Genomic DNA, 20,129 nt, shown 5'->3' with positions numbered 1-20,129 from the left:
ACAAGATGTGAACCATGGCCAATTTCCCCCTGCGACAGACCTTCATCATGCTTTCAGTCGGCCTTGCCGTGGCTGGCTGCAATGACGACCGGATCCACAACATCTGTGGCAATCATCCCGAGCTCTGCCAGGATCTGGTGGACGATGGCTGGTGTCGCTACGAGCGTACCGATGTGATCCGCAGTCGCTTCTATCTCAAGGAGGAGGGGACGGATCGGCGCAAGTACGAGCTGATGCGCAACCTTGAGCGCTATCTCAAATGTGCCGAGCGCTCCACCAGCATTGAATACAAGAATGCCCGCGAGCAGAAGAGTCCACGGGTAGAGGGAATGCTGGCGGCCGGGGATCAGTTGGCTCAGCTCGATGCCGCGACCCGCAATTCGCAAGATCCCTACCTGCTGCTCTGGCACTGGACCAACAACACTAACGAGCTGGCTCGTCAGCAGTTTATGGCGCTGGAAGGCACCAAGGCGCTGGATGAACCCGAGCTGCAACTGGCGCTCGGCGGTATCTACGCCAAGAGTGACCCGGAAAAGGCCATTGCAACCTTGCAGCACGGGCTCTCCCTCTATCAGGAGGGGGACAAGGTCAACAGCCGCATGTTCACCTCCCTCAGCACCCTCTATATGGGCCAGAAACAGTATGGGCTGGCCTATCTGTGGGGCAAGGTGAGCGAGTCGTTTCAGGATAGCCCCGAGGTCTCAGCCAAGCGTTTTGGCATCTACCACACCCTGAGCAAGACAGAGCAGGATGGCTACGATGTGCGGGCTGCCGAGATTGTCGAGCAGCTCAAGCATGGCAGCTACCGGCCCTGAGGCAGTGATGACGACGTTCTCTCCGGCCAGCTACTGGCCCAATCCGTTCGATCTCTCTTTCGTTCATGGCGAGGTACGTACCGATGGCCGCACGCTTGAGCGCCTCACGGTGCGCGCCGTGGTGCCCCGTGGCGACGAGCTGCTGCTGGTTCACTCCCGGGTCAACGGCGATCTGATGTTCCCCGGGGGCGGCATTGAAGCGGGGGAGAGCCACCATGTGGCGCTCGCTCGCGAGCTGCTGGAGGAGTGCGGTGCCGAACTGCGGGAAGTGGGGGGCCTGCTTGGCGAGACCCGTGAATATCGCGCCGCCCGCGAGCCGGGGTTCGATGCCTACTGCATCCGCTCGCTCTACTACTTGTGCCGGATTGGCGATCAGCTGGTGGCCCCGCAGCCACAGCCCTACGAGATCCGCCTTGGCTTCGTGCCCGGCTGGTTTGCCCTCGACGAAGCGCTGCAGACCAACAAGACCCAGCTGGCGGGGCCCTGTCCCCAGTGGACGGCGCGAGAGACCCGGGTGCTTGTCCAGCTGCAACGCTGGCATCAGCAGGGGATCTTCGACCACGGCTGATGGGTACATCAAGCTGCAACTGTCAGTGATACCAATAAAAAGAGCGCCAATAGGCGCTCTTTTCCATTGCGAGGGTGGCGGTTACTTGGCCACTCTGTCGTGCGAGATCATTTGACCTCTTCGCCCTTGGCTTGCAGATCAGCATGGTAGGAAGAGCGAACGAAAGGACCGCAGGCGGCGTGGGTAAAGCCCAGCTCCATGGCGACATCTTTCAGCTCGTCAAACTCTGCTGGCGGCACGTAGCGCTTGACCGGCAGGTGGTGGCGGCTCGGCTGCAGATACTGACCCAAGGTCAGCATGTTGACGCCGTGGGCGCGCAGATCCTTGAGCACCTCGACGATCTCTTCGTTGGTCTCGCCAAGGCCCATCATCAGACCGGATTTGGTCGGTACGTGGGGGTGCATCTCCTTGATGCGGCGCAGCAGCTCCAGCGACCACTTGTAGTCGGCACCCGGGCGGGCAACGCGATACATGCGCGGCGCGGTTTCCAGGTTGTGGTTGAAGACGTCCGGCGGGGTCTCGCGGAACACCTCCAGCGCCTGCTCCATCCGGCCACGGAAATCCGGAGTCAGGATCTCGATGCGGGTCTGCGGGCTGTGCTCGCGGATCTCGCGGATGCAGTCGGCGAAGTGCTGGGCACCGCCGTCGCGCAGATCGTCGCGGTCCACCGAGGTGATCACCACATACTTGAGGTTCATCTCCTTGATGGTCAGCGCCAGCTTCTTCGGCTCTTCCGGATCGAGTGCCAGCGGGCGGCCGTGGGCCACGTCGCAGAAGGGGCAGCGGCGGGTGCAGATGGCGCCCATGATCATGAAGGTGGCGGTGCCGTGGTTGAAGCACTCCGCCAGATTGGGGCAGGAGGCCTCTTCACACACCGAGTGCAGCTTGTTCTTGCGCAAGGTGCTCTTGATGTGTTCGATCTTCTGGCTGGAGGGGGGCAGCTTGATCCGCATCCAGTCCGGCTTGCGAAGGAGTTCTTCGTTGGGATCCGGCATGAATTTCACCGGGATCAGGGCCATCTTGTCGCCATCGCGCAGCTTGACGCCCGGCTCCATACGAACGGGTTTGCTCATGATTCACTCTCGGTGTTTGTTATTGTTTGATAGCCAATCAGGCGGGCCAGTTCGGCCACCAGAATGGATTGCGCCTCGGCCACGCTTTGCGGGCCGCCCAGGGCGCTGGTCTGGGTCATGGCCATGCCCGCATAGCCGCACGGATTGATGTGCAGGAAAGGGGTCATGTCCATGTTGATATTGAGGGCCAGTCCGTGGAACGAGCACCCCTTGCGGATGCGCAGCCCCAGCGAGGCCAGTTTTGCCTCCATGCCAAGGTCATTTTTCACATAGACCCCGGGGGCATCGGCCTTGGCATAAGCCTGGATATCGCTTTTCGCGAGGGTGTTGATGATGGCTGTCTCCAGCGCGGTCACCAGCTCGCGAACCGAGAATTTGCAGCGGCGGACATCCACCAGGACGTAGAGCACCAGCTGGCCCGGTCCGTGATAGGTCACCTGACCGCCGCGATCGCTCTGCACCACCGGGATATTGCCCGGATTGAGCAGATGTTCGGCCTTGCCGGCCTGACCCTGGGTGTAGACGGGATCGTGCTCGACCACCCAGAACTCGTCCGGGGTATCGCTGGTGCGGTTGTCGGTGAAGGCTTTCATGGCGTCCCATACCGGCTGGTAGGGGCGGCGACCCAGCTGCCTGACAATCAGGCTGGACTGGGCGGGGATCTGGGATGACATGGCGTCCTCGCGGCGTGCTGCGGCCAAAAACATTCGCCCCGCAGAACGGGGCGAGAGAGAAATTACAGTACGTATTTCACCAGCTCGATCTTGCCAAGGGCGTGGTACATCGCTTCGATGTGCTCTTTGCTCTGGGCAGTCACGGTCACGCGGACCGAGTGGTAGTTGCCCTTGGAGCTGGGCTGGACTGTCGGACTGTAGGTGCCGGGGGCGTGCTGCTGCAGCACTTCAACCACCATTTCCGGCAGTGCCGGGTCGGCAACGCCGAGTACCTTGAACGGGAATTTGCAGGGAAACTCCAGCAGTTCATCAAACTTGGTATTCATTTACTCACCTTTTGCGTCATCACCGGGATGACTTCATCTTGGATGGCTAGTGGCCGATGGCCCGTGGAGGCCGCCATTTCAAGTCTATATGGGCACGGCTCATAACTATATGGGCGCTGCCCGGACCGGGATCAAGGCCAGGATCGGTCAGACAAGGATGGAAGTGCTGCTTTTTACCACAAATCAGGGTAAGGCGGAACCTGCAGTTTACAGGGTTATTCACTGCCTTTGCCGGTCACAGACAGCAGCGGCGCCTGTTGGCGCCGCTGTTTGGTGAGGATCGTGCGTTGGATTACTTGAACCAGCTGGTGACCAGCAGTACCAGGTAGTCCCACAGACGGCTCATCAAGCCACCTTCCTGCACCTCTTCCAGGGCAACCAGCGGCACCTGCTTGATCTCTTTGTCGCCCTGTTTCAGGAACACGGTACCGACGCGCTGCCCCTTGGCCAGCGGCGCTTTCAGTTCGCTGTCGAGCTGGAAATCAGCCTTCAGGTTGTTACCCTGACCGCGGGTGACCAGCACGGAGACATCTTTGTCGACGCCCAGTTTCACTTCCGGTTTGTCGCCCATCCAGATCTTCTGGGTGACCAGCTCGGTGCCTGCCTTGTACGGGGTCAGGCTCTGGAAGAAGCGGAAGCCGTAGGTGAGCAGTTTTTTGCTCTCGGCGGCGCGGGAGGCTTCGCTGCTGGCGCCCAGTACCACGGCGATCAGGCGCATGCCTTCGTTGTTGGTGGCAGAGGAGACCAGGTTATAGCCGACCTGGCTGACGTGGCCGGTCTTGATGCCATCCACCTGCAGGGATTGATCCCACAGCAGGCGGTTGCGGTTGTGCTGGGTGATGCCGTTGAAGACGAAGGATTTCTGGGAGTAGATCTTGTACTCCTCCGGCAGGTCGCGGATCAGCGCCTGACCCAGACGGGCCATGTCGTGAGCGGTACTGTAGTGACCTTCCGCATCCAGACCGTGCGGGTTCATGAAGTGGCTGTCGTTCATACCGAGCTTGGCGGCCCAGCTGTTCATCAGGCTGGCGAAGGAGTCGGTGCTGCCCGCCAAGAACTCGGCCATGGCGACGCAGGCGTCGTTGCCGGACTGGATGATGATGCCCTTGTTGAGGTCATCGACGGAGACCTGCTTGCCCACCTCGATAAACATCTTGGAGGAGTCGGAGTAGTTCTTGGACCAGGCGTTCTGGCTGATGGTCACCATGTCGGTGCGCTTGATGTTCCCCTTCAGCAGCTCCTGGCCGATGATGTAGGAGGTCATCATCTTGGTCAGACTGGCGGGCGGCAGACGCTCTTCGGCGTTCTGCTCGGCCAGCACCTGACCGGAGTAGTAGTCGATCAGAATATGGGCCTTGGCGGAGATCTCCGGCGCGGCGGGAACCACCATGGGCATGGCATTCGGGGTCGGTGTCGGCACCGGCGTATTGGCCTGGGCGGTTACGCTGATCAGTGAGGCCAGAAGAACTGAACGGGCAAATTTGGACATCTTGAAATTCCTGCGAGCCAGATGGGGATAAAATGCGGGCCTAACTATACCAGATGCGCCCGCAGGTTATAGCCCGAGATGGCGATCAGAACTGGTTTTTTATCCATCACTCCCTGTCATCACGCCATAAAACGACGTGATGACAGTGAGTAAGCGGTTAGTCACATCCGCAGCAAAAGGGGGTGATCAGGGCACGATAAAGGCCTGTTCCAGCCCGCCCTGACGCACTTTTTCCAGCACACTTGCCTGCTGGTCGGCGGCGACCGGGCCAATCAGCACCCGGAAAATGGCGCTATGGGCATCGATCCGGTAGGGCACGCCGTAACGCTGGGTCATCACCTTGCCCATCGCCTCGGCCCGATCCCGGGAGCCGCTGGCCAGTACCTGGATCATCTTGCCATCACCACTGCTGGCAGGCGCTGCGGCCTTGGCTGGCGCTGGATTGACAGGTGCCGCTTTGGCGGGCTTGGCGGCGGGTGCCTTGACGGGAGCTGGTTCGGCAGCGGGAGTGGCCATCGCCAGTGCGGTTGGTTCACCCAGGAAGCCATCTTGCGACAGCGTGTTGGAGGCCGCAGCCGGAGTGGTCGGAGTCATTTCGATGGGTTTCATCGGCTCCATGATCACCATCTGATCCGGGGTGTCGCTGATCAGCTCCAGCCGTACTCGGGCCTCACCACTATCGACCATCTCCAGCTGCTTGGCCGCTGCGTAGGAGAGGTCGATCAGGCGCGGGCTGTTGAACGGGCCGCGGTCGTTGACCCGCACTATGGTCTCCAGCCCGTTGTCCAGATTGGTGACCCGCACATAGCTAGGGATGGGCAGGTTGCGGTGGGCGGCACTGAACAGCTTGCTGTCCAGCACATCGCCGTTGGCGGTCTTCTGGCCGTCCAGATCCGACGACAACCAGCTGGCGGTGCCCTCTTCGCTGTAGTGTTTGATGTCGCGCCACACCTCATGCTTCTGCTTGCCGATCCAGTAGTCCCGGTTGCCGCTGGCACTCAGGGGCTCGGGGCGTGGAATGGCGCCGGTGGCTTGCGGGATCTCGATAACGGGTGGCTTGCTGACCGGTGCTTGCGGCTCGACGGGGGCGCTCTGTTCCGGCTGGCTGCTACAGGCGGCCAGCAACAAGCTCAGGCTGAGCGGGAGGAGTTTGTGACGAAGATGCATACGCTTCCTGAATGGCTTGGCTAAGTTGATACACCGCCATCGCGTAGAGTGGGCTGCGATTGTAACGGGTGATCACATAAAAGTTATGCCGTGCGACCCAGTATTCCGGTCCATCGGCTTGGGCAAACGCCAGCAACTTGACCGGCGTCTGTGGGGCCAGCGGCGTGGCGAGCTCAATCCCTGCCGCCGCCAGTTCTGACCACTGTTGTGTTAACTCGGGCTCAGGCCTGAGTAGAGGTTCGACCGCCATCAACCCGATCTGGGCCGGTTCCACCACGGATTCGCCCCAGCGCCACTGGTGGCTGGCAAAATAGTTGGCCACGCTGCCGATGGCATCGACCGGGTTGGCAAACAGATCCCGCTTGCCATCCCCGTCAAAGTCGACGGCGTAGTGGCGATAGCTGGAGGGCATGAACTGCCCCATCCCCATGGCCCCGGCGTAGGAGCCCTTGAGCTGCTCCAGCGACCACCCCTCTTCCCTTGCCAGCAACACCAGCTGGGCAAACTCCTTGGCAAAGAAGTCGCTGCGCTCCGGGTAGTGGAACCCCAGGGTGTAGAGGCTATCGAGCACCGGATGACGGCCCATCTGGCGACCGTAGAAGGTTTCTACCCCTATGATGGCCACGATGAGCGAGGCGGGCACCCGATAGGTCTGCTCCGCGCGGGCCAGTGTCTCGGCATGTTGCTGCCAGAACTGCTGGCCGTCACGGATGCGATCCGGGGTAACAAACAGCGGCCGGTAGCGATGCCAGGGCTTGGCCTCCCACGGCTTGCTGATGGTGTCGAGCACCTCCTGCCGTAACTGGGCGCGGGCGACGGCGGCCTGCAGCTCCGCCAGCGGCACCTGCTGCTGGTCGGCGAGCAGGGCCAACCGATCCGGCGACACGGCGGCGGTCGCCATCGTGGTGGCGAGGGAGAGCAGCAATCCAACCCGTCTCATCAGGCGAGCAGTCTTCTATGAGTCTGGATGGACATCAGGATACCGAATCCGGCCATCAGGGTCACCATGGAGGTACCGCCATAGCTCACCAGCGGCAGGGGCACCCCCACCACCGGCAGGATGCCGCTCACCATGCCCATGTTGACGAACACATAGACGAAGAAGGTGAGGGTGATGGCGCCGCCCAGTAGTCGCTCGAAGCTGTTCTGGGCCTGCATCGAGATAAACAGACAGCGGCTGATGACGTAGAGGTAGAGCACCAGCAGCAGGGCAACCCCCACCAGACCGAACTCCTCGCTGAATACCGCGAAGATGAAGTCGGTGTGGCGCTCGGGCAGGAACTCCAGCTGGGACTGGGTCCCTTGCAGCCACCCCTTGCCAAAGACGCCGCCGGAGCCGATGGCAATCTTGGACTGGATGATGTGATAGCCGCGGCCAAGCGGGTCTTTCTCCGGGTCGAGCAGCATCAGCACCCGCTGGCGCTGGTAGTCGTGCATCAGGAAGAACCAGAGCACCGGCATAAAGGCCAGCATCAGCAGGACCGCCAAGCCGATCAGCCACCAGCTGAGCCCCGCCAGGAAGATGACGAAGAAGCCGGAGGCTGCCACCAGAATGGAGGTGCCAAGGTCAGGCTGGGCGGCGATCAGCAGGGTGGGCAGCAGCACCATGATGAGGGCGATTACCACATGGCTGAACTTGGGGGGCAGCGAGTGGCGACTGAGCCAGGCGGCCACCATGATCGGCATGGAGAGCTTCATCACCTCGGAGGGCTGGAACTTCATAAAGCCCAGATCGAGCCAGCGCTGGGCCCCCTTGCCGATGTGGCCGAATACGTCCACCGCAATCAGCATCAGCACCACCACGGCGAACAGCGGCACCGACCAGCGGGCGTAGAGGGAGGGGGGCAGCTGGGCCAGGCCGATCATCAGGGCAAAGGCGAGACCACCGCGCACCAGCTGACGCACGATGGAGTCCATATCCTGACCGGAGGCGGAGTAGAGCACCACCATGGAGAGGGTCATCACGGCCAGCAGACCGAGCAGCAGGGGCAAGTCGATATGCAGCTTGTACCAGATGCTCTGCTGGCGGGCAGAATTACTCATTGGGAGCGACCTCACTCGGTTGGGACGGCTTTTCCGGTGCCGGTGGCAGTTGCGGATCAGGGGGCAGCAGATAGGCATCCAGCATCTGGCGTGCGATGGGCGATGCAGCTCGACCACCACCACCTCCGATGGAGTTTTCCAGTACCAGAGCTACCACCGCTTTGGGTGCCTCGAAGGGGGCATAAGCCACGAACAAAGCGTTATCGCGATGCTCCGCCTTGACCGTCTTGATGTTGTAAACCTGATTTTCCTTCAAACCGACTACCTGGGCTGTGCCCGATTTGCCGCCTGAGGAGTAAGGCGCCTTGGCAAACGAGTGACGGCCACTGCCTTCACTGCCATGGTTGACTCGCCACATCCCATCTTGCGCCACTTTCCAGAAGCTGTCGTTCTTGAGCTTGAGGGCGATATTGGGGTTGATGGGGGCATCGACCACCCCCGCCTGGGAGGCTGTGCTCTTGAGCAGGTGCGGGGTGACGTCGTGACCATTCTGGGTCAGGATGCTGATCGCCTTGGCCAGTTGGAGCGGGGTGGCGCTCCAGTAGCCCTGACCGATACCGACAGAGATGGTGTCCCCCTGATACCAGGGCTGGCGCCAACGGGCCATTTTCCAGTCACGGGACGGCATGACCCCCTTGGTCTCTTCATAAAGATCGACCCCTGTGTACTGACCGAAGCCAAACTTGGTCATGTAGCTGTGGATCTTGTCGATGCCGACCCGATAGGCGAGATCGTAGAAGTAGGTATCTGCCGAGACCTCGATGGCGCGATAGACATCGAGCCAGCCATGACCCCAGCGGCGCCAGTCGCGAAACTTCTTGGTGGTACCGGGAATGGAGAAGCTCGGGCCGCCGAAATAGCGGTAGCCCGGGGTGATGGCCCCCTCGTTGAGACCCATGATGGACATCATGGGCTTGACGGTGGAGGCAGGGGCATAAATGCCCTGAGTGGTGCGGTTCACCAGTGGTCGCGCCGGATCGTTGAGGAGCGCCGAGTAGTTGGCGCTGGAGATACCGGTCACGAACAGGTTGGGGTCATAGCTGGGGCTCGACTCCAGGGCCAGGATGGCGCCGGTTTTCGGGTCCATCATCACGATGGCTCCGCGCTGGCCAGCCAGCAGTTGCTGGGCCTTGAGCTGCATCCGGACGTCGATATTGAGGTAGATATCCTTGCCCGGAATAGGTGGCTGGAACTTGAGGGTGCGGACAATCCGGCCGCGGTTGTTCACCTCGACCTCCTGATAGCCCGCCACACCGTGCAGCTCATCTTCGTAATACTTCTCCACCCCCTGCTTGCCGATATCCTTGGTGGCCGCGTAGTTGGCGAGTTTTTCTTCCTTCTCGAGGCGCTCTACGTCACGGGTGTTGATCTTGGCCACATAGCCCAAAGCATGGGTGAGGGTGTCACCAAACGGGTAGTAGCGCTTGAGGTAGGCCTCGATGCTGGCGCCCGGGTAGTTATGCTGATTGACCGAGAAGAGGGCCACCTGATATTCGGTCAGCTTCTCGTAGAGGGCGACCGGCTTGAAGCGGCGCTGGCGCTTCACTTCGGCGAGGAACTTCTCCTTGGTGCCTTCCGGCAGACCCAGCAGGGTGATCAGCTGGTCGGCAGTTTTTTCGAGATCCTTGGTCTCTTCCGGCACGATTTCCAGACTGTAGACCGGGCGGTTTTCCGCCAGCAGCACACCGTTGGTGTCATAGATGAGGCCCCGTGGCGGTGCCACCGGCACCACGCGGATTCGGTTGGAGTTGGAGCGAGTCTGGTAGGTGTCGTAGGACTCGACCTGCAGATAATAGAGATTGCCCAGCAGCACCAGCATCAGCACGACGATGCCGATGTAGGCTACCAGGGTGCGCCGGAAGAACAGATTGCCCTCGGCACTGTGATCGCGCATTTCGATGCGTTGTTTCAGCATGCCTTTACCTCAAGACCCTTGGGGGCAATAAGAGCAGGAACTGCATTGTTCACTCTCTGTTATAGGGGTGAATATGAGAGGTGAGACTCCAGAGACGCATGGCTCACTCTCTATGATACGGATGATTGGTGGTGATGCTCCAGGCCCGATAGAGGCTCTCTGCCACCAGCACCCGCACTAGCGGATGGGGCAGGGTGAGCGGTGACAGTGACCAGCTCTGTTCGGCGGCAGCCTTGCACTCGGGTGACAAGCCTTCCGGCCCGCCTATCAGCAGGGCCACATCGCGGCCATCGAGTTTCCACGCCTCCAGCTGGGTAGCCAGCTGCTCCGTGGTCCAGGGCTTGCCCGGAATGTCGAGGGTGACGATGCGCGAGCGCCCTGCAGCCGCCAGCATGGCTTCCCCTTCCTTCTGCAGGATGCGGGGAATGTCGGCATTTTTGCCCCGTTTGCCTGCGCCAATCTCGACGAGTTCAAACGGCATGTCTTTGGGGAAGCGGCGACGATACTCTTCGAAGCCATGCTCTACCCAGGCGGGCATCTTGGTGCCCACCGCAATCAACTGGATCTTCATGGTCGTTACACTTGTGCTCTTATTGCGTATTCATTTGAGCGGCACCGCTCCACAGCTTTTCCAGTTGGTAGAAGTCACGATGTTCATCCTGCATCACATGCACGATCACCGAGCCCATATCTACCAGCACCCATTCACCGCTCAGTTGTCCTTCCACGCTCAGCAGATCCAGACCCGCGTGGCGGGCTTCGCTGGCCAGATGGTGGGCAATTGCGCTGACGTGACGACTGGAGTTGCCGGAACAGATGATCATGGTGTCAGTAATGCTGGATTTGCCGCGTACATCGAGGGTGATGATGTCGCGGCCTTTCATGTCATCGATCTTGTCGATGATAAAGGCATGCAATTCTTGGCCTTGCAATGAGTCTCTCCTGTATTCCGGCGCGCAGCGTTTGCGTCAGGGCGGCGGATTATATCATGGTCACTCCCGTTTCCCATCGGGTGGGGCGGGATTACGACAGGGGCTAGCGGCGGTTGGCGCGGTAGAGCCCCTGTTGATCAATATAGTGCGCAACCGACTCGGGCAAGAGGTAGCGGGTGTCTTGCCCCCCATCCAGCAATGCCCGCAGTCGGGTGGCTGACAGTTCGATGGGCTGGTTGTCCGCCAACCAGATATGGCCGGCCAGACGCTGATGCAGCGCGTTGGCATCTGTGGTGTGATGGCGCGCCAGCAACTGCGCCACCTCGGCCGGATAATCCGGTTGCCAGCCCGGCCGCACGCTCACCACCAGATGGGCATGGTCGAGCAGCTCCTGCCAGCGGTGCCAGCTTGGCAGGCTCAGCAGGGAATCCATCCCCATCAGAAAACAGAGCGGCGTATCGGGCAGTTCATGACGCAGCTCGATCAGGGTATCGATGGTGTAAGAGGGCTTGTCCCGTCTCAGCTCCCGCTCATCCACCACAAAGTGGTGGTTCTCTGCCGCCGCCAGTTTGACCATGGCGAGACGCTGTTCGCTGGAGCAGAACGGATTGGCGCGGTGGGGCGGGATATGGTTCGGGATCAGCCGCATCTCGGCCAGCCCGAGGGCATCGCGCGCCTCGATGGCCGGGCGCAGATGGCCGATATGGATAGGATCGAACGTGCCCCCCAGCAGGCCAATGGGCGCCTTCAGCACCGGCTGCTCTCCATCACCAGCGGCAGCGGGGTGCCATCACGAAAGCCGAGGGCAATGGTCTGCAGCATCAGCCACGCCTGTTCGGTATCGAAGCGGCGCTGGGCGTCGTCCAGCTGGGCCATCAGCTGCCACAGTTGCTGCAACTTGGCAAACGGCAGGCGGGTCAGTGCTTGCTGAATGAGCTGCTGGCGGCTCTGCCAGATGCGCAGGCGGCTGAAGTGCTCCCCCAGCGGCTGGCCGTTGCGCATCGCCAGCGAGAGTTCGGTCAGCTGCTCCAGCTCGCGGCAAAGGGTCCAGGCCAGCATCCCCGGCTCGGTACCTTCGGCCCGCAGAGCTGCCAGAATGCGCTGGGCCCGGTTCACCTTGCCCTCCAGCAGGGTATCGACCAGCTGGAACGGGGTGAAGTGGGCGTGGCGGATAATGGTCTCTTGCAGATAGGTGACGCTGATGGGCTGGGGCGGCGAGAGCAGGGTCAGCTTCTCGATCTCCTGGCTGGCGGCCAGCAGGTTGCCCTCGTAGGAGTGGCACATGAAGTTGATGGCATCCGGCAGCGCCTTGAGGCCGAAACGCGCAAAACGGGCGCTCATCCAGCGCGGGAAGAACTTGGGTTCCGGATGGTTGACCGGCACATAGGTGCCAATCTGGTAGAGCTTGTCGAACCAGGCTGCCTTCATCTGGGTCTGGTTGAGGCGACCGCCACTCAGCACCAGCAGCAGGTCGGGATGAAGCTGTTTGCCGATTTCGCTGATGCGGGCGGCCAGATCCTTGTCCACCTTGGCGGGCAGCTCCAGCTCGATGATCTGGCGGGCGGAGAAGAGGCTCATGGCCTGACAGGCATCGTAGACCTGATTCCAGTCCAGCCCCTGTTCCACCACGAAGGTGTGGCGCTCATCGAAACCCTGCTTGCGGGCGACCTGACGGATGGCATCGATGGCCTCCAGTCGCAACAGGGGCTCGTCGCCAAAAACGAGATAGCAGGGCCGAAGCCCTGCTTTGAGGTGGTCACCAAATTGTTCCGGGTAGATCCGCATCAGAAGCTGACCTGACTCAACTGCCGGATCACCTGATTGGCCGCCTGCTCCTGCATTTCGCGGTTGAGCTGCTCCTGCTCACGGGAGGAGGCGAGCGCTGCATCCGGCTTGTTGAGGAAGCTGCGGTTGAAGTTGATGGGGAAGACTTGAGTTGGCTTGCCCGGCACCGAGATGGTGAACTGGGTACCAAAGCCCAGCACATACTCGGTGTCGACCCCGAGGGCGTTGACCGAGGCAACCTGACTGGTGCTGCCTACGCCACCCAGAGTGAGCACCGGAATGCCCTCCTTGTCGGCCAGGGTCACGCCAGAGGCCTTCAGGCGGGTGGTAACCATCCGGTAGAAGTCGCTCTTGTTGTCGCCCACGACCTTCATGGTCATCAGCTCGCTCGGAATGCCGTTGCCGCGCATGTGAAAGCCGCAGCCTTGCAGCAGCAGACCAGCCAGCACGATGGCCATCCAGCGGGTGAAGATGGTGCCCATAGAAAATCCTCTTTGCATTAAGGGAAAGCGGCGGGCGCAGGGCCCGCCGTTATCATCCGTTTGCTGTCACAGATTGGCAATGATCAGTTGGCAACCGATCAGTTAGCAACGATGTTGAGCAGCTTGCCCGGTACATAGATCACCTTGCGCACGGTCAGGCCGTCGGTGAACTTCTGCACGGAGGCATCGGCCATCGCCAGCTTCTCGACGTCAGCCTGGCTGATCTCGGCCGGTACGGTCAGTTTGCCGCGCATCTTGCCGTTGATCTGCACCACCACCAGCTTCTCGGTCTCGACCATGGCCGCTTCATCGGCCACCGGCCAGGCAGCGTGATCGATGTCGTCGCCCTTGCCCAGCATCTTCCACAGCTCGAAGCCGATGTGCGGAGTGATGGGGTAGAGCATGACTACCACGGCTTCCAGCGCTTCCTGCATCAGGGCGCGGTCCTGCTCGTCGTTGCCCAGCTTGGAGAGATTGTTCATCAGCTCCATGATGGCGGCGATGGCGGTGTTGAAGGTCTGACGGCGACCCACGTCATCGCTCACCTTGGCGATGGTCTTGTGCAGTTCACGGCGAACCGCTTTCTGCTCGTTGGTGAGAGCCGCTACATCCAGTGCGGCAACGGCGCCACCGGAGACGTGTTCGAAGGTGACGCGCCACAGGCGACGCAGGAAGCGCTGGGCACCCTCTACGCCGGAGTCGGACCACTCTAGGGTCATCTCGGCCGGAGAGGCGAACATCATGAACAGACGGACGGTATCGGCGCCGTAACGCTCGACCATCAGCTGCGGGTCGATGCCGTTGTTCTTGGACTTGGACATCTTGGTCATGCCGGAGTGCATTACCTCACGACCTTCGTTGTCGATGGCCTTGGTGATACGACCCTTCTCGTCACGCTCTACCTTGACGTCAGTCGGGCTGACCCAGACGTTGCCGCCCTTCTCGTCTTTGTAGTAGAAGGCGTCAGCCAGCACCATGCCCTGGCAGAGCAGGCGCTTGAACGGCTCGTCGCTGTTGACCAGACCCGCGTCACGCAGCAGCTTGTGGAAGAAGCGGGCGTAGAGCAGGTGCATACAGGCGTGCTCGATACCGCCGATGTACTGATCCACCGGCAGCCAGTGGTTGGCAGCAGCCGGATCCAGCATGCCCTTGTCGTAGTCCGGGGAGCAGTAGCGCGCGTAGTACCAGGAGGACTCCATAAAGGTGTCGAAGGTATCGGTCTCGCGGAACGCTTCCTGACCGTTGTAAGTGGTCTTGGCCCACTCGGCATCAGCTTTGATCGGGCTCTGGATACCATCCATCACCACATCTTCCGGCAGCAGCACCGGCAGTTGGTCTTCCGGCGTCGGCACCACGGAGCCGTCAGCCAGGGTCAGCATCGGGATGGGGGCACCCCAGTAACGCTGACGAGAGACACCCCAGTCACGCAGACGGTAGTTGACGGTGCGCTTGCCTTTGCCCAGCCCTTCCAGCTTGCTGGCGATGGCATCGAAGGCGCCCTGGAAGTCGAGACCGTCAAACTCGCCGGAGTTGAACAGCACGCCCTTCTCGGTGTAAGCGGCGTCGCTCACGTCGACGTCGCCATCAACCGGCTTGATCACCGCCTTGATGTCGAGGCCATATTTGGTGGCGAACTCGAAGTCACGCTGATCGTGGGCTGGAACCGCCATCACGGCGCCGGTGCCGTAGTTCATCAGCACGAAGTTGGCGACCCAGACTGGTACCTTGCGGCCATCCAGCGGGTGAATGGCATAGAGGCCGGTGGCCATGCCCTTCTTCTCCATGGTGGCCAGTTCAGCTTCGGCTACCTTGGTGTTCTTGCACTCTTCGATGAAGGCGGCCAGCTCAGGATTGTTTTGGGCTGCCTGCAGCGCCAGCGGGTGACCGGCAGCGATACCGACATAGGTGACGCCCATGAAGGTGTCCGGACGGGTGGTGTAGACCTCCAGCTGCTCAGCCTGACCCTCGATAGCGAAGCTGATGTTGACCCCTTCGGAGCGGCCAATCCAGTTGCGCTGCATGGTCTTGACCATCTCCGGCCAGCCTTCCAGATTGTCGATGTCGTTGAGCAGCTCTTCGGCGTAGTCGGTGATCTTGATGAACCACTGGGGGATCTCTTTCTGTTCCACCGGGGTGTCACAGCGCCAGCAGCAGTTGTCGACAACCTGCTCGTTGGCCAGTACGGTCATGTCGTTCGGGCACCAGTTGACGGAGGAGGTCTTCTTGTAGACCAGACCCTTCTCGTAGAGCTTGGTGAAGAACCACTGTTCCCAGCGGTAGTAATCCGGTTTGCAGGTGGCGACTTCACGATCCCAGTCATAACCCAGACCCAGCATCTTCAGCTGGTTCTTCATGTATTCGATGTTTTCGTAGGTCCAGGGCGCCGGCGCGGTATTGTTTTTGATCGCGGCGTTCTCGGCCGGCAGACCGAATGCATCCCAACCTATGGGTTGCAGCACGTTCTTGCCATTGAGGCGTTGATAACGGGAGATCACATCACCTATGGTGTAGTTACGAACGTGCCCCATGTGTAGTCGACCAGACGGATAGGGGAACATGGACAGGCAGTAGAACTTCTCCTTGTCTACCTTCTCCACGGCCTTGAAGGTTTTCTTGGCATCCCAGTGCTTTTGCACTGCTGGTTCGATTGATTGGGGAACGTATTGCTCTTGCATTGGTGACATCCGGATCTGTGAAATGAATAGATAAATCAGCTGGGAAATCGCAATAGAATACCCATATCCTGCGGCGGCAACAACCGCCAGCGTCCCTTGGGCCTTAAGCCGGGCCAGATCAGGGTTTAGTAGAGGAGTTAGAGCCATGGACAAACGTCAAAAAGGGTACGAAGCCTTCATTGCCGAGCTGCAAAAACAGTGGCAAGAGACTGAAGAGTTCCAGGGGGAGCGCCTCAACCGGATGATTGCCAAGGTGCAGGCCTATCTGGAGGCGGCCAGCGACCTGACTCAGGACGAACTGGCGCTCATCGCCGAGTACGTGAAGCGGGATCTGGGCAACTATGACGAGGGGCGCCATGACGATAGTGCGCAGGTGGAAGAGTCTGCCTTTATATTGGCCCTCAAAGACACCGCCTGGTCCTGGCTGGCGGATGTGACCGACCGCGCCCAGGTGGAGTGGCGCGAGCTGGCCGACGAGCTGGAGCACAAGGGCGTCTATGAGGCGGGTGACTGGGTGGGGCTTGGGGTCATGGTGTGCGACCAGTGTGGCTGGCGTCATACTGTGCTGCATCCCCAGCAGCTCGATACTTGCCCCGAATGCGGCTGCGCCGAGTATCACCGCGAGCCGCTCTCGCCCTGAGTCAGGCCTCAAGGCGGACGAGATAACGAGAAAAAGGCGCCATTAGGCGCCTTTTTCTTACTTGCAGGTTTCGTCGGGACGTTTACTTGCCCGCGACGGAGAGGCCGCCAAAACGGATCTGCGGGGCGTAGAAGCCCTTGCCGTCGTTGTGGTGCAGGGTATCCCCGACCGCTTCCAGCTCGCCCAGCAGGCGGTAGAAGTTGCCTGCTACCGTGATGCCGCGCACCGGCTGCAGGCGAACTCCATCGCGACAGAGGAACCCTGACGCGCCAAAGGAGAAGTCGCCGCTCACCGCATCGGCACCGGAATGCAGGCCGTCCAGCTTGACCAGCTCCAGATAGTCACCGCTCTGCACCTCCGCTTCACAGTGAGGGCCCGCACCAAACACCAGATGGCGAGCGGTCACATCGAGGGCGCTGCGAGCGCCGCGGGCGGCCGAGCCGTTGCTGGCGACGCCAAAGTGGCGGGCAGTAGCGCTGTTGTGGAGCAGGGTCTTCAGCTCCCCTTCGCCAATCAGCAGCAGATCCGAGCTGGCCGCCCCCTCGCCATCAAACGCCTTGATGTTCATACCGCCAGGCATATAGACCCGGCTCTCCAGAGTGAGCCAGCGTGACGCCACGCTCTGGCCGACCTTGCTGCGCCACGGGTTGATCCCCTGCTGGGCCCACTTACCCGACAGCACGCCCTGAAAGCAGCCAAACAGGCTGGCGAAGCAGTTGGTGCTGAAGATGACGCTGTAGCGACCGCTCGGCACCGCTTCACCGGGCAGCAGACCATCGGCGATGGCGTAGATCTGCTCGATCAGGGCCTGACTATCCAGCTCGTCGAAGCGACGGCCATACTGCCCCTGCGAGTGCATCGACTGGCGGCCATCCCGCTCCACCAGCGCCGAGGTGTAGCAGCCGACGCTGAACTCGCCGTGCTGGCAGAGGGTGCCCTGACTGTTGGCGAGCCAGAGCTGGCTCTCCCCTTCGAAGAAGCTGTTGTAGGGGGCGCCGCTCACATCGGGCATGGCCAGCATGTCAGATTCCAGACGCAGGGCCAGAGCGATCTTCTCCTCAACCGGCGTGGTATCGGGCTGGTTGATCTCGGCGCAATCTGTGGTGATCCGGCTATTGGCCACCGAGATGCGCTGATCCGGATCCACCTTGGCAAAGCGGCTGGCATCGAGCGCATCCTGCAGCATGGCATCGAGCGCCAGCTCATCGAGGGATTCCGAGTAGGCGATGCCGACCCGACCCTCTTTGATCAGGCGAATGCCGAGCTGCTGGCTGCTGGTGACCTTGTATTCACCCAGCTCGCCCTTGTCTGCCTTGAGGGAGAAGGCCTTCTCCTGATTGGCGATGATGTCTGCCTCGGCACTGAGGTCGGCCACTTTATCCAGCAGGCGGGTGAGCAGTTGGTTAATGTCGAGTTGGCTCATCAGGCGTTCCCTCCCACCAGAATATTGTCCACTTTCAGCGCCGGCTGGCCCACCGAAGTGGGGACCGAGCCCGAGACTGAGCCGCACATACCGGCGGCCAGCGCCAGATTGCGGCCCACCATGGAGATCTCTTTCAGCACCTGCGGGCCGGTACCGATCAGGGTGGCTGATTTGAGCGGTCTGGTGATTTTGCCGTGCTCGATGAGGTATGCCTCCTGCACATTGAAGTTGAACTCGCCGGTGCCGGGCTGTACCGAGCCGCCCCCCATCTTCTTGGCGTAGATGCCATGTTCGACGGTGGCTAGCATATCGTCGAGGCTGTGGTTGCCCGGCTCGATATAGGTGTTGCGCATGCGCGAGGTGGGGGCGTACTTGTAGGATTCGCGCCGCCCGGAGCCGGTGCGGGCGTAGCCCGTTTTGAGGGCACCCATTCTGTCCACCAGAAAGCCGGTCAAGACGCCGTCCTTGATGAGCTGGGTATGCTGGGTCGCCATCCCCTCGTCATCGACGTTGATGGAGCCCCAGGCGTTGCCTTGCAGTCCCTCGTCCACCGCATTGACCACCGGATTGGCGATAAGCTGGCCCATCTTGTCGTGAAACACCGACGCCTTCTTGGCCACCGAGGTGGTCTCCAGCAGATGACCGCACGCCTCGTGGAAGATGACGCCGCCAAAGCCGTTCTCCATGATGACCGGCAGGGTGCCGCTCGGGCAGGGAGCCGCGCCCAGTTTCACCAGTGCCTGACGGGTGGCGGTGAGGGCCAGCTCGCGCGGATCGATGCGATCGGCATGCTCCCAGCCCATCAGGGCGCCGGGGGCCTCGTAACCGACGCTCTGCTCGCTCCCTTCCATGGCGATGGTCTGGGCCATGATGCGGTTGTAGTGGCGGCGATCGGCCACTTGCACTCCTTCGCTGTTGAAGATTTCCACCTCTTGCTCCCAGCCCAGCACGTTGCCGGAGAACTGGCTCACCTTGTCGCTCTCAGCGCGGGCCGCCGCATCCATGGCGTGCAGATAGGCGATCTTCTGCTCCAGCAGCTTGTCGGCCGACAGGGGCAGCGCCACCGGGTTGCGATCGCTCAGGCGGGTGAAATCGAAGGCGGTGGCGGTCACCACGGGGTCGCGGCGGTCTTTGGCCGCCAGCAGGGTGACGATGCGCAGCAGTTCGTCGCGGCTGGCCAGATTGGTGTAGCCGTAGAGCACCTTGTGGCCGTAACAGAGGCGCACACCGATGCCGAAATCGAGGCCACCGCTGATGTTCTCTATCTGGCTGGAGAGCAGGCTGAGCTGGCTGCGGCGCTTGCGCTCCACAAACAGCTCGGCAAAATCGGCACCCAGTGCCAGCGCGTGATCGAGCACGTCACGGGCAATAGCGGGGGCCAACAGGGAGAATGGGGTCATAGAATATCCTTTTCTGGTCTGTCCGTTTGCTTCCGACATCCGGCTCTGATTGTTATGGGATGTCGAGTCCATTGTTGCAGACCAGCACAAAAAAGTCGCTATAGCGTCATGCGATGATACCGATTGAGAAAATCGGTGCGATAACTGCGCCCGGCGGCCAGGGCCAGGCGCTCAGGATCGTTTTGCCAAAACGTGGGAAAGATCAGAGCAGGGCGTGGATTTCGCTCAGGATCTGCTCGACCCACTGCTCGATGCGCGGATCGGTCTGGTCATATTGGTTGGCATCGTCCAGCGCCAGCCCGACGAAGTGACGACCATCGTCGATCAGTGCCTTGGAGGCATCGAATTCGTACCCTTCGTTGGGCCAGTAGCCCACCAGCTTGACCCCTTTTGGCACTAGCTGATCGTGCAGCATGCCGAGGGCGTCCTGGAACCATTCGCCATAACCGAGCTGATCGCCGAGGCCAAACAGGGCCACGATGCGTCCCTCCAGATGGAGGTCGGCGATATCTTCCCAGCGGGACTCCCAGTCCTCCTGCAGTTCGCCAAAATCCCAGGTGGAGATGCCGAGGATCAGGATCTCGTAATCCTCCATCCGGCGCAGGGAGACATCCTTGATATTGTGAATATCCACCAGCTCGGGGCCGATGAGGGCGCGGATCTTCTCGGCAGCCATCTCGGTGTAGCAGGTGGTGGAACCGTAAAACAGACCAATCTTCATC

The 20,129-nt window shown here is 61.0% G+C and carries 20 protein-coding genes; 3 read left to right on the top strand and 17 right to left on the bottom strand.

Annotated features, from left to right (window positions below):
* The first annotated feature begins 14 nt into the window (after positions 1 to 14).
* On the top strand, positions 15 to 815 hold the full coding sequence (locus LRL22_RS09970; protein ID WP_270905309.1) for a DUF2989 domain-containing protein: 801 nt from the start codon (positions 15 to 17) through the stop codon (positions 813 to 815).
* Between the two features lie 7 nt (positions 816 to 822).
* Entirely contained in the window at positions 823 to 1,383 is a 561-nt protein-coding gene (locus LRL22_RS09965; protein ID WP_270905308.1) for an NUDIX domain-containing protein, read from the top strand.
* 107 nt (positions 1,384 to 1,490) lie between these two features.
* Here LRL22_RS09965 and lipA read toward each other — a convergent pair whose 3' ends face one another.
* The 14 genes from lipA to leuS form a co-directional block, all read right to left on the bottom strand.
* Complete coding sequence (gene lipA, locus LRL22_RS09960) at positions 1,491 to 2,456, bottom strand: lipoyl synthase (RefSeq protein ID WP_005335190.1); 966 nt, start codon at positions 2,454 to 2,456, stop codon at positions 1,491 to 1,493.
* On the bottom strand, positions 2,453 to 3,130 hold the full coding sequence (gene lipB, locus LRL22_RS09955; RefSeq protein ID WP_040066806.1) for a lipoyl(octanoyl) transferase LipB: 678 nt from the start codon (positions 3,128 to 3,130) through the stop codon (positions 2,453 to 2,455). Before lipB ends, lipA begins: the two co-directional genes overlap by 4 nt.
* A gap of 62 nt (positions 3,131 to 3,192) precedes the next feature.
* A complete protein-coding gene (gene ybeD / locus LRL22_RS09950) occupies positions 3,193 to 3,456 on the bottom strand; it encodes a DUF493 family protein YbeD (RefSeq protein ID WP_005335178.1) in 264 nt (87 codons plus the stop codon).
* 292 nt (positions 3,457 to 3,748) lie between these two features.
* Positions 3,749 to 4,945 (bottom strand): D-alanyl-D-alanine carboxypeptidase family protein, encoded by a 1,197-nt coding sequence (locus LRL22_RS09945; protein ID WP_005335176.1) that lies wholly within the window; start codon positions 4,943 to 4,945, stop codon positions 3,749 to 3,751.
* Between the two features lie 186 nt (positions 4,946 to 5,131).
* Positions 5,132 to 6,112, bottom strand: a complete 981-nt coding sequence (locus tag LRL22_RS09940) for a septal ring lytic transglycosylase RlpA family protein (RefSeq protein WP_270905307.1) — start codon at positions 6,110 to 6,112, stop codon at positions 5,132 to 5,134.
* Positions 6,054 to 7,052, bottom strand: a complete 999-nt coding sequence (gene mltB, locus LRL22_RS09935; RefSeq protein ID WP_270905306.1) for a lytic murein transglycosylase B — start codon at positions 7,050 to 7,052, stop codon at positions 6,054 to 6,056. The genes LRL22_RS09940 and mltB overlap by 59 nt, the downstream gene beginning before the upstream one ends.
* Complete coding sequence (gene rodA / locus LRL22_RS09930) at positions 7,052 to 8,155, bottom strand: rod shape-determining protein RodA (protein WP_005335170.1); 1,104 nt, start codon at positions 8,153 to 8,155, stop codon at positions 7,052 to 7,054. The genes mltB and rodA overlap by 1 nt, the downstream gene beginning before the upstream one ends.
* On the bottom strand, positions 8,148 to 10,070 hold the full coding sequence (gene mrdA, locus LRL22_RS09925) for a penicillin-binding protein 2 (protein ID WP_005335168.1): 1,923 nt from the start codon (positions 10,068 to 10,070) through the stop codon (positions 8,148 to 8,150). The genes rodA and mrdA overlap by 8 nt, the downstream gene beginning before the upstream one ends.
* 103 nt (positions 10,071 to 10,173) lie before the next feature.
* Positions 10,174 to 10,641, bottom strand: a complete 468-nt coding sequence (gene rlmH / locus LRL22_RS09920; protein WP_208737822.1) for a 23S rRNA (pseudouridine(1915)-N(3))-methyltransferase RlmH — start codon at positions 10,639 to 10,641, stop codon at positions 10,174 to 10,176.
* Between the two features lie 19 nt (positions 10,642 to 10,660).
* The gene (rsfS, locus tag LRL22_RS09915; protein ID WP_005335165.1) at positions 10,661 to 11,002 is read right to left on the bottom strand and encodes a ribosome silencing factor; all 342 of its coding nucleotides are present in this window, start codon (positions 11,000 to 11,002) and stop codon (positions 10,661 to 10,663) included.
* A gap of 103 nt (positions 11,003 to 11,105) precedes the next feature.
* The gene (gene nadD / locus LRL22_RS09910; RefSeq protein WP_270905305.1) at positions 11,106 to 11,756 is read right to left on the bottom strand and encodes a nicotinate-nucleotide adenylyltransferase; all 651 of its coding nucleotides are present in this window, start codon (positions 11,754 to 11,756) and stop codon (positions 11,106 to 11,108) included.
* Positions 11,750 to 12,787, bottom strand: coding sequence for a DNA polymerase III subunit delta (gene holA / locus LRL22_RS09905; protein ID WP_270905304.1), 1,038 nt, complete (start codon positions 12,785 to 12,787; stop codon positions 11,750 to 11,752). Before holA ends, nadD begins: the two co-directional genes overlap by 7 nt.
* Positions 12,787 to 13,269 (bottom strand): LPS-assembly lipoprotein LptE, encoded by a 483-nt coding sequence (locus LRL22_RS09900; protein ID WP_144714343.1) that lies wholly within the window; start codon positions 13,267 to 13,269, stop codon positions 12,787 to 12,789. Before LRL22_RS09900 ends, holA begins: the two co-directional genes overlap by 1 nt.
* Positions 13,270 to 13,367: 98 nt before the next feature.
* Entirely contained in the window at positions 13,368 to 15,944 is a 2,577-nt protein-coding gene (leuS, locus tag LRL22_RS09895; RefSeq protein WP_270905303.1) for a leucine--tRNA ligase, read from the bottom strand.
* Positions 15,945 to 16,089: 145 nt separating this feature from the next.
* Here leuS and LRL22_RS09890 point away from each other — a divergent pair, with 145 nt between their 5' ends.
* Entirely contained in the window at positions 16,090 to 16,584 is a 495-nt protein-coding gene (locus LRL22_RS09890; protein WP_270905302.1) for a zinc ribbon-containing protein, read from the top strand.
* Positions 16,585 to 16,666: 82 nt separating this feature from the next.
* Here LRL22_RS09890 and LRL22_RS09885 read toward each other — a convergent pair whose 3' ends face one another.
* The 3 genes from LRL22_RS09885 to fldB form a co-directional block, all read right to left on the bottom strand.
* A complete protein-coding gene (locus LRL22_RS09885; protein ID WP_270905301.1) occupies positions 16,667 to 18,007 on the bottom strand; it encodes a TldD/PmbA family protein in 1,341 nt (446 codons plus the stop codon).
* Complete coding sequence (locus tag LRL22_RS09880; protein ID WP_270905300.1) at positions 18,007 to 19,407, bottom strand: TldD/PmbA family protein; 1,401 nt, start codon at positions 19,405 to 19,407, stop codon at positions 18,007 to 18,009. Before LRL22_RS09880 ends, LRL22_RS09885 begins: the two co-directional genes overlap by 1 nt.
* Before the next feature lie 202 nt (positions 19,408 to 19,609).
* Complete coding sequence (gene fldB / locus LRL22_RS09875; protein WP_005335151.1) at positions 19,610 to 20,128, bottom strand: flavodoxin FldB; 519 nt, start codon at positions 20,126 to 20,128, stop codon at positions 19,610 to 19,612.
* Between the last annotated feature and the right edge of the window lies 1 nt (position 20,129).

It is taken from the genome of Aeromonas sp. PI_26, from assembly GCF_027854445.1.
Classification (GTDB): Bacteria; Pseudomonadota; Gammaproteobacteria; order Enterobacterales; family Aeromonadaceae; genus Aeromonas; species Aeromonas veronii.
This window is presented reverse-complemented; position numbering and strand designations above follow the sequence as displayed.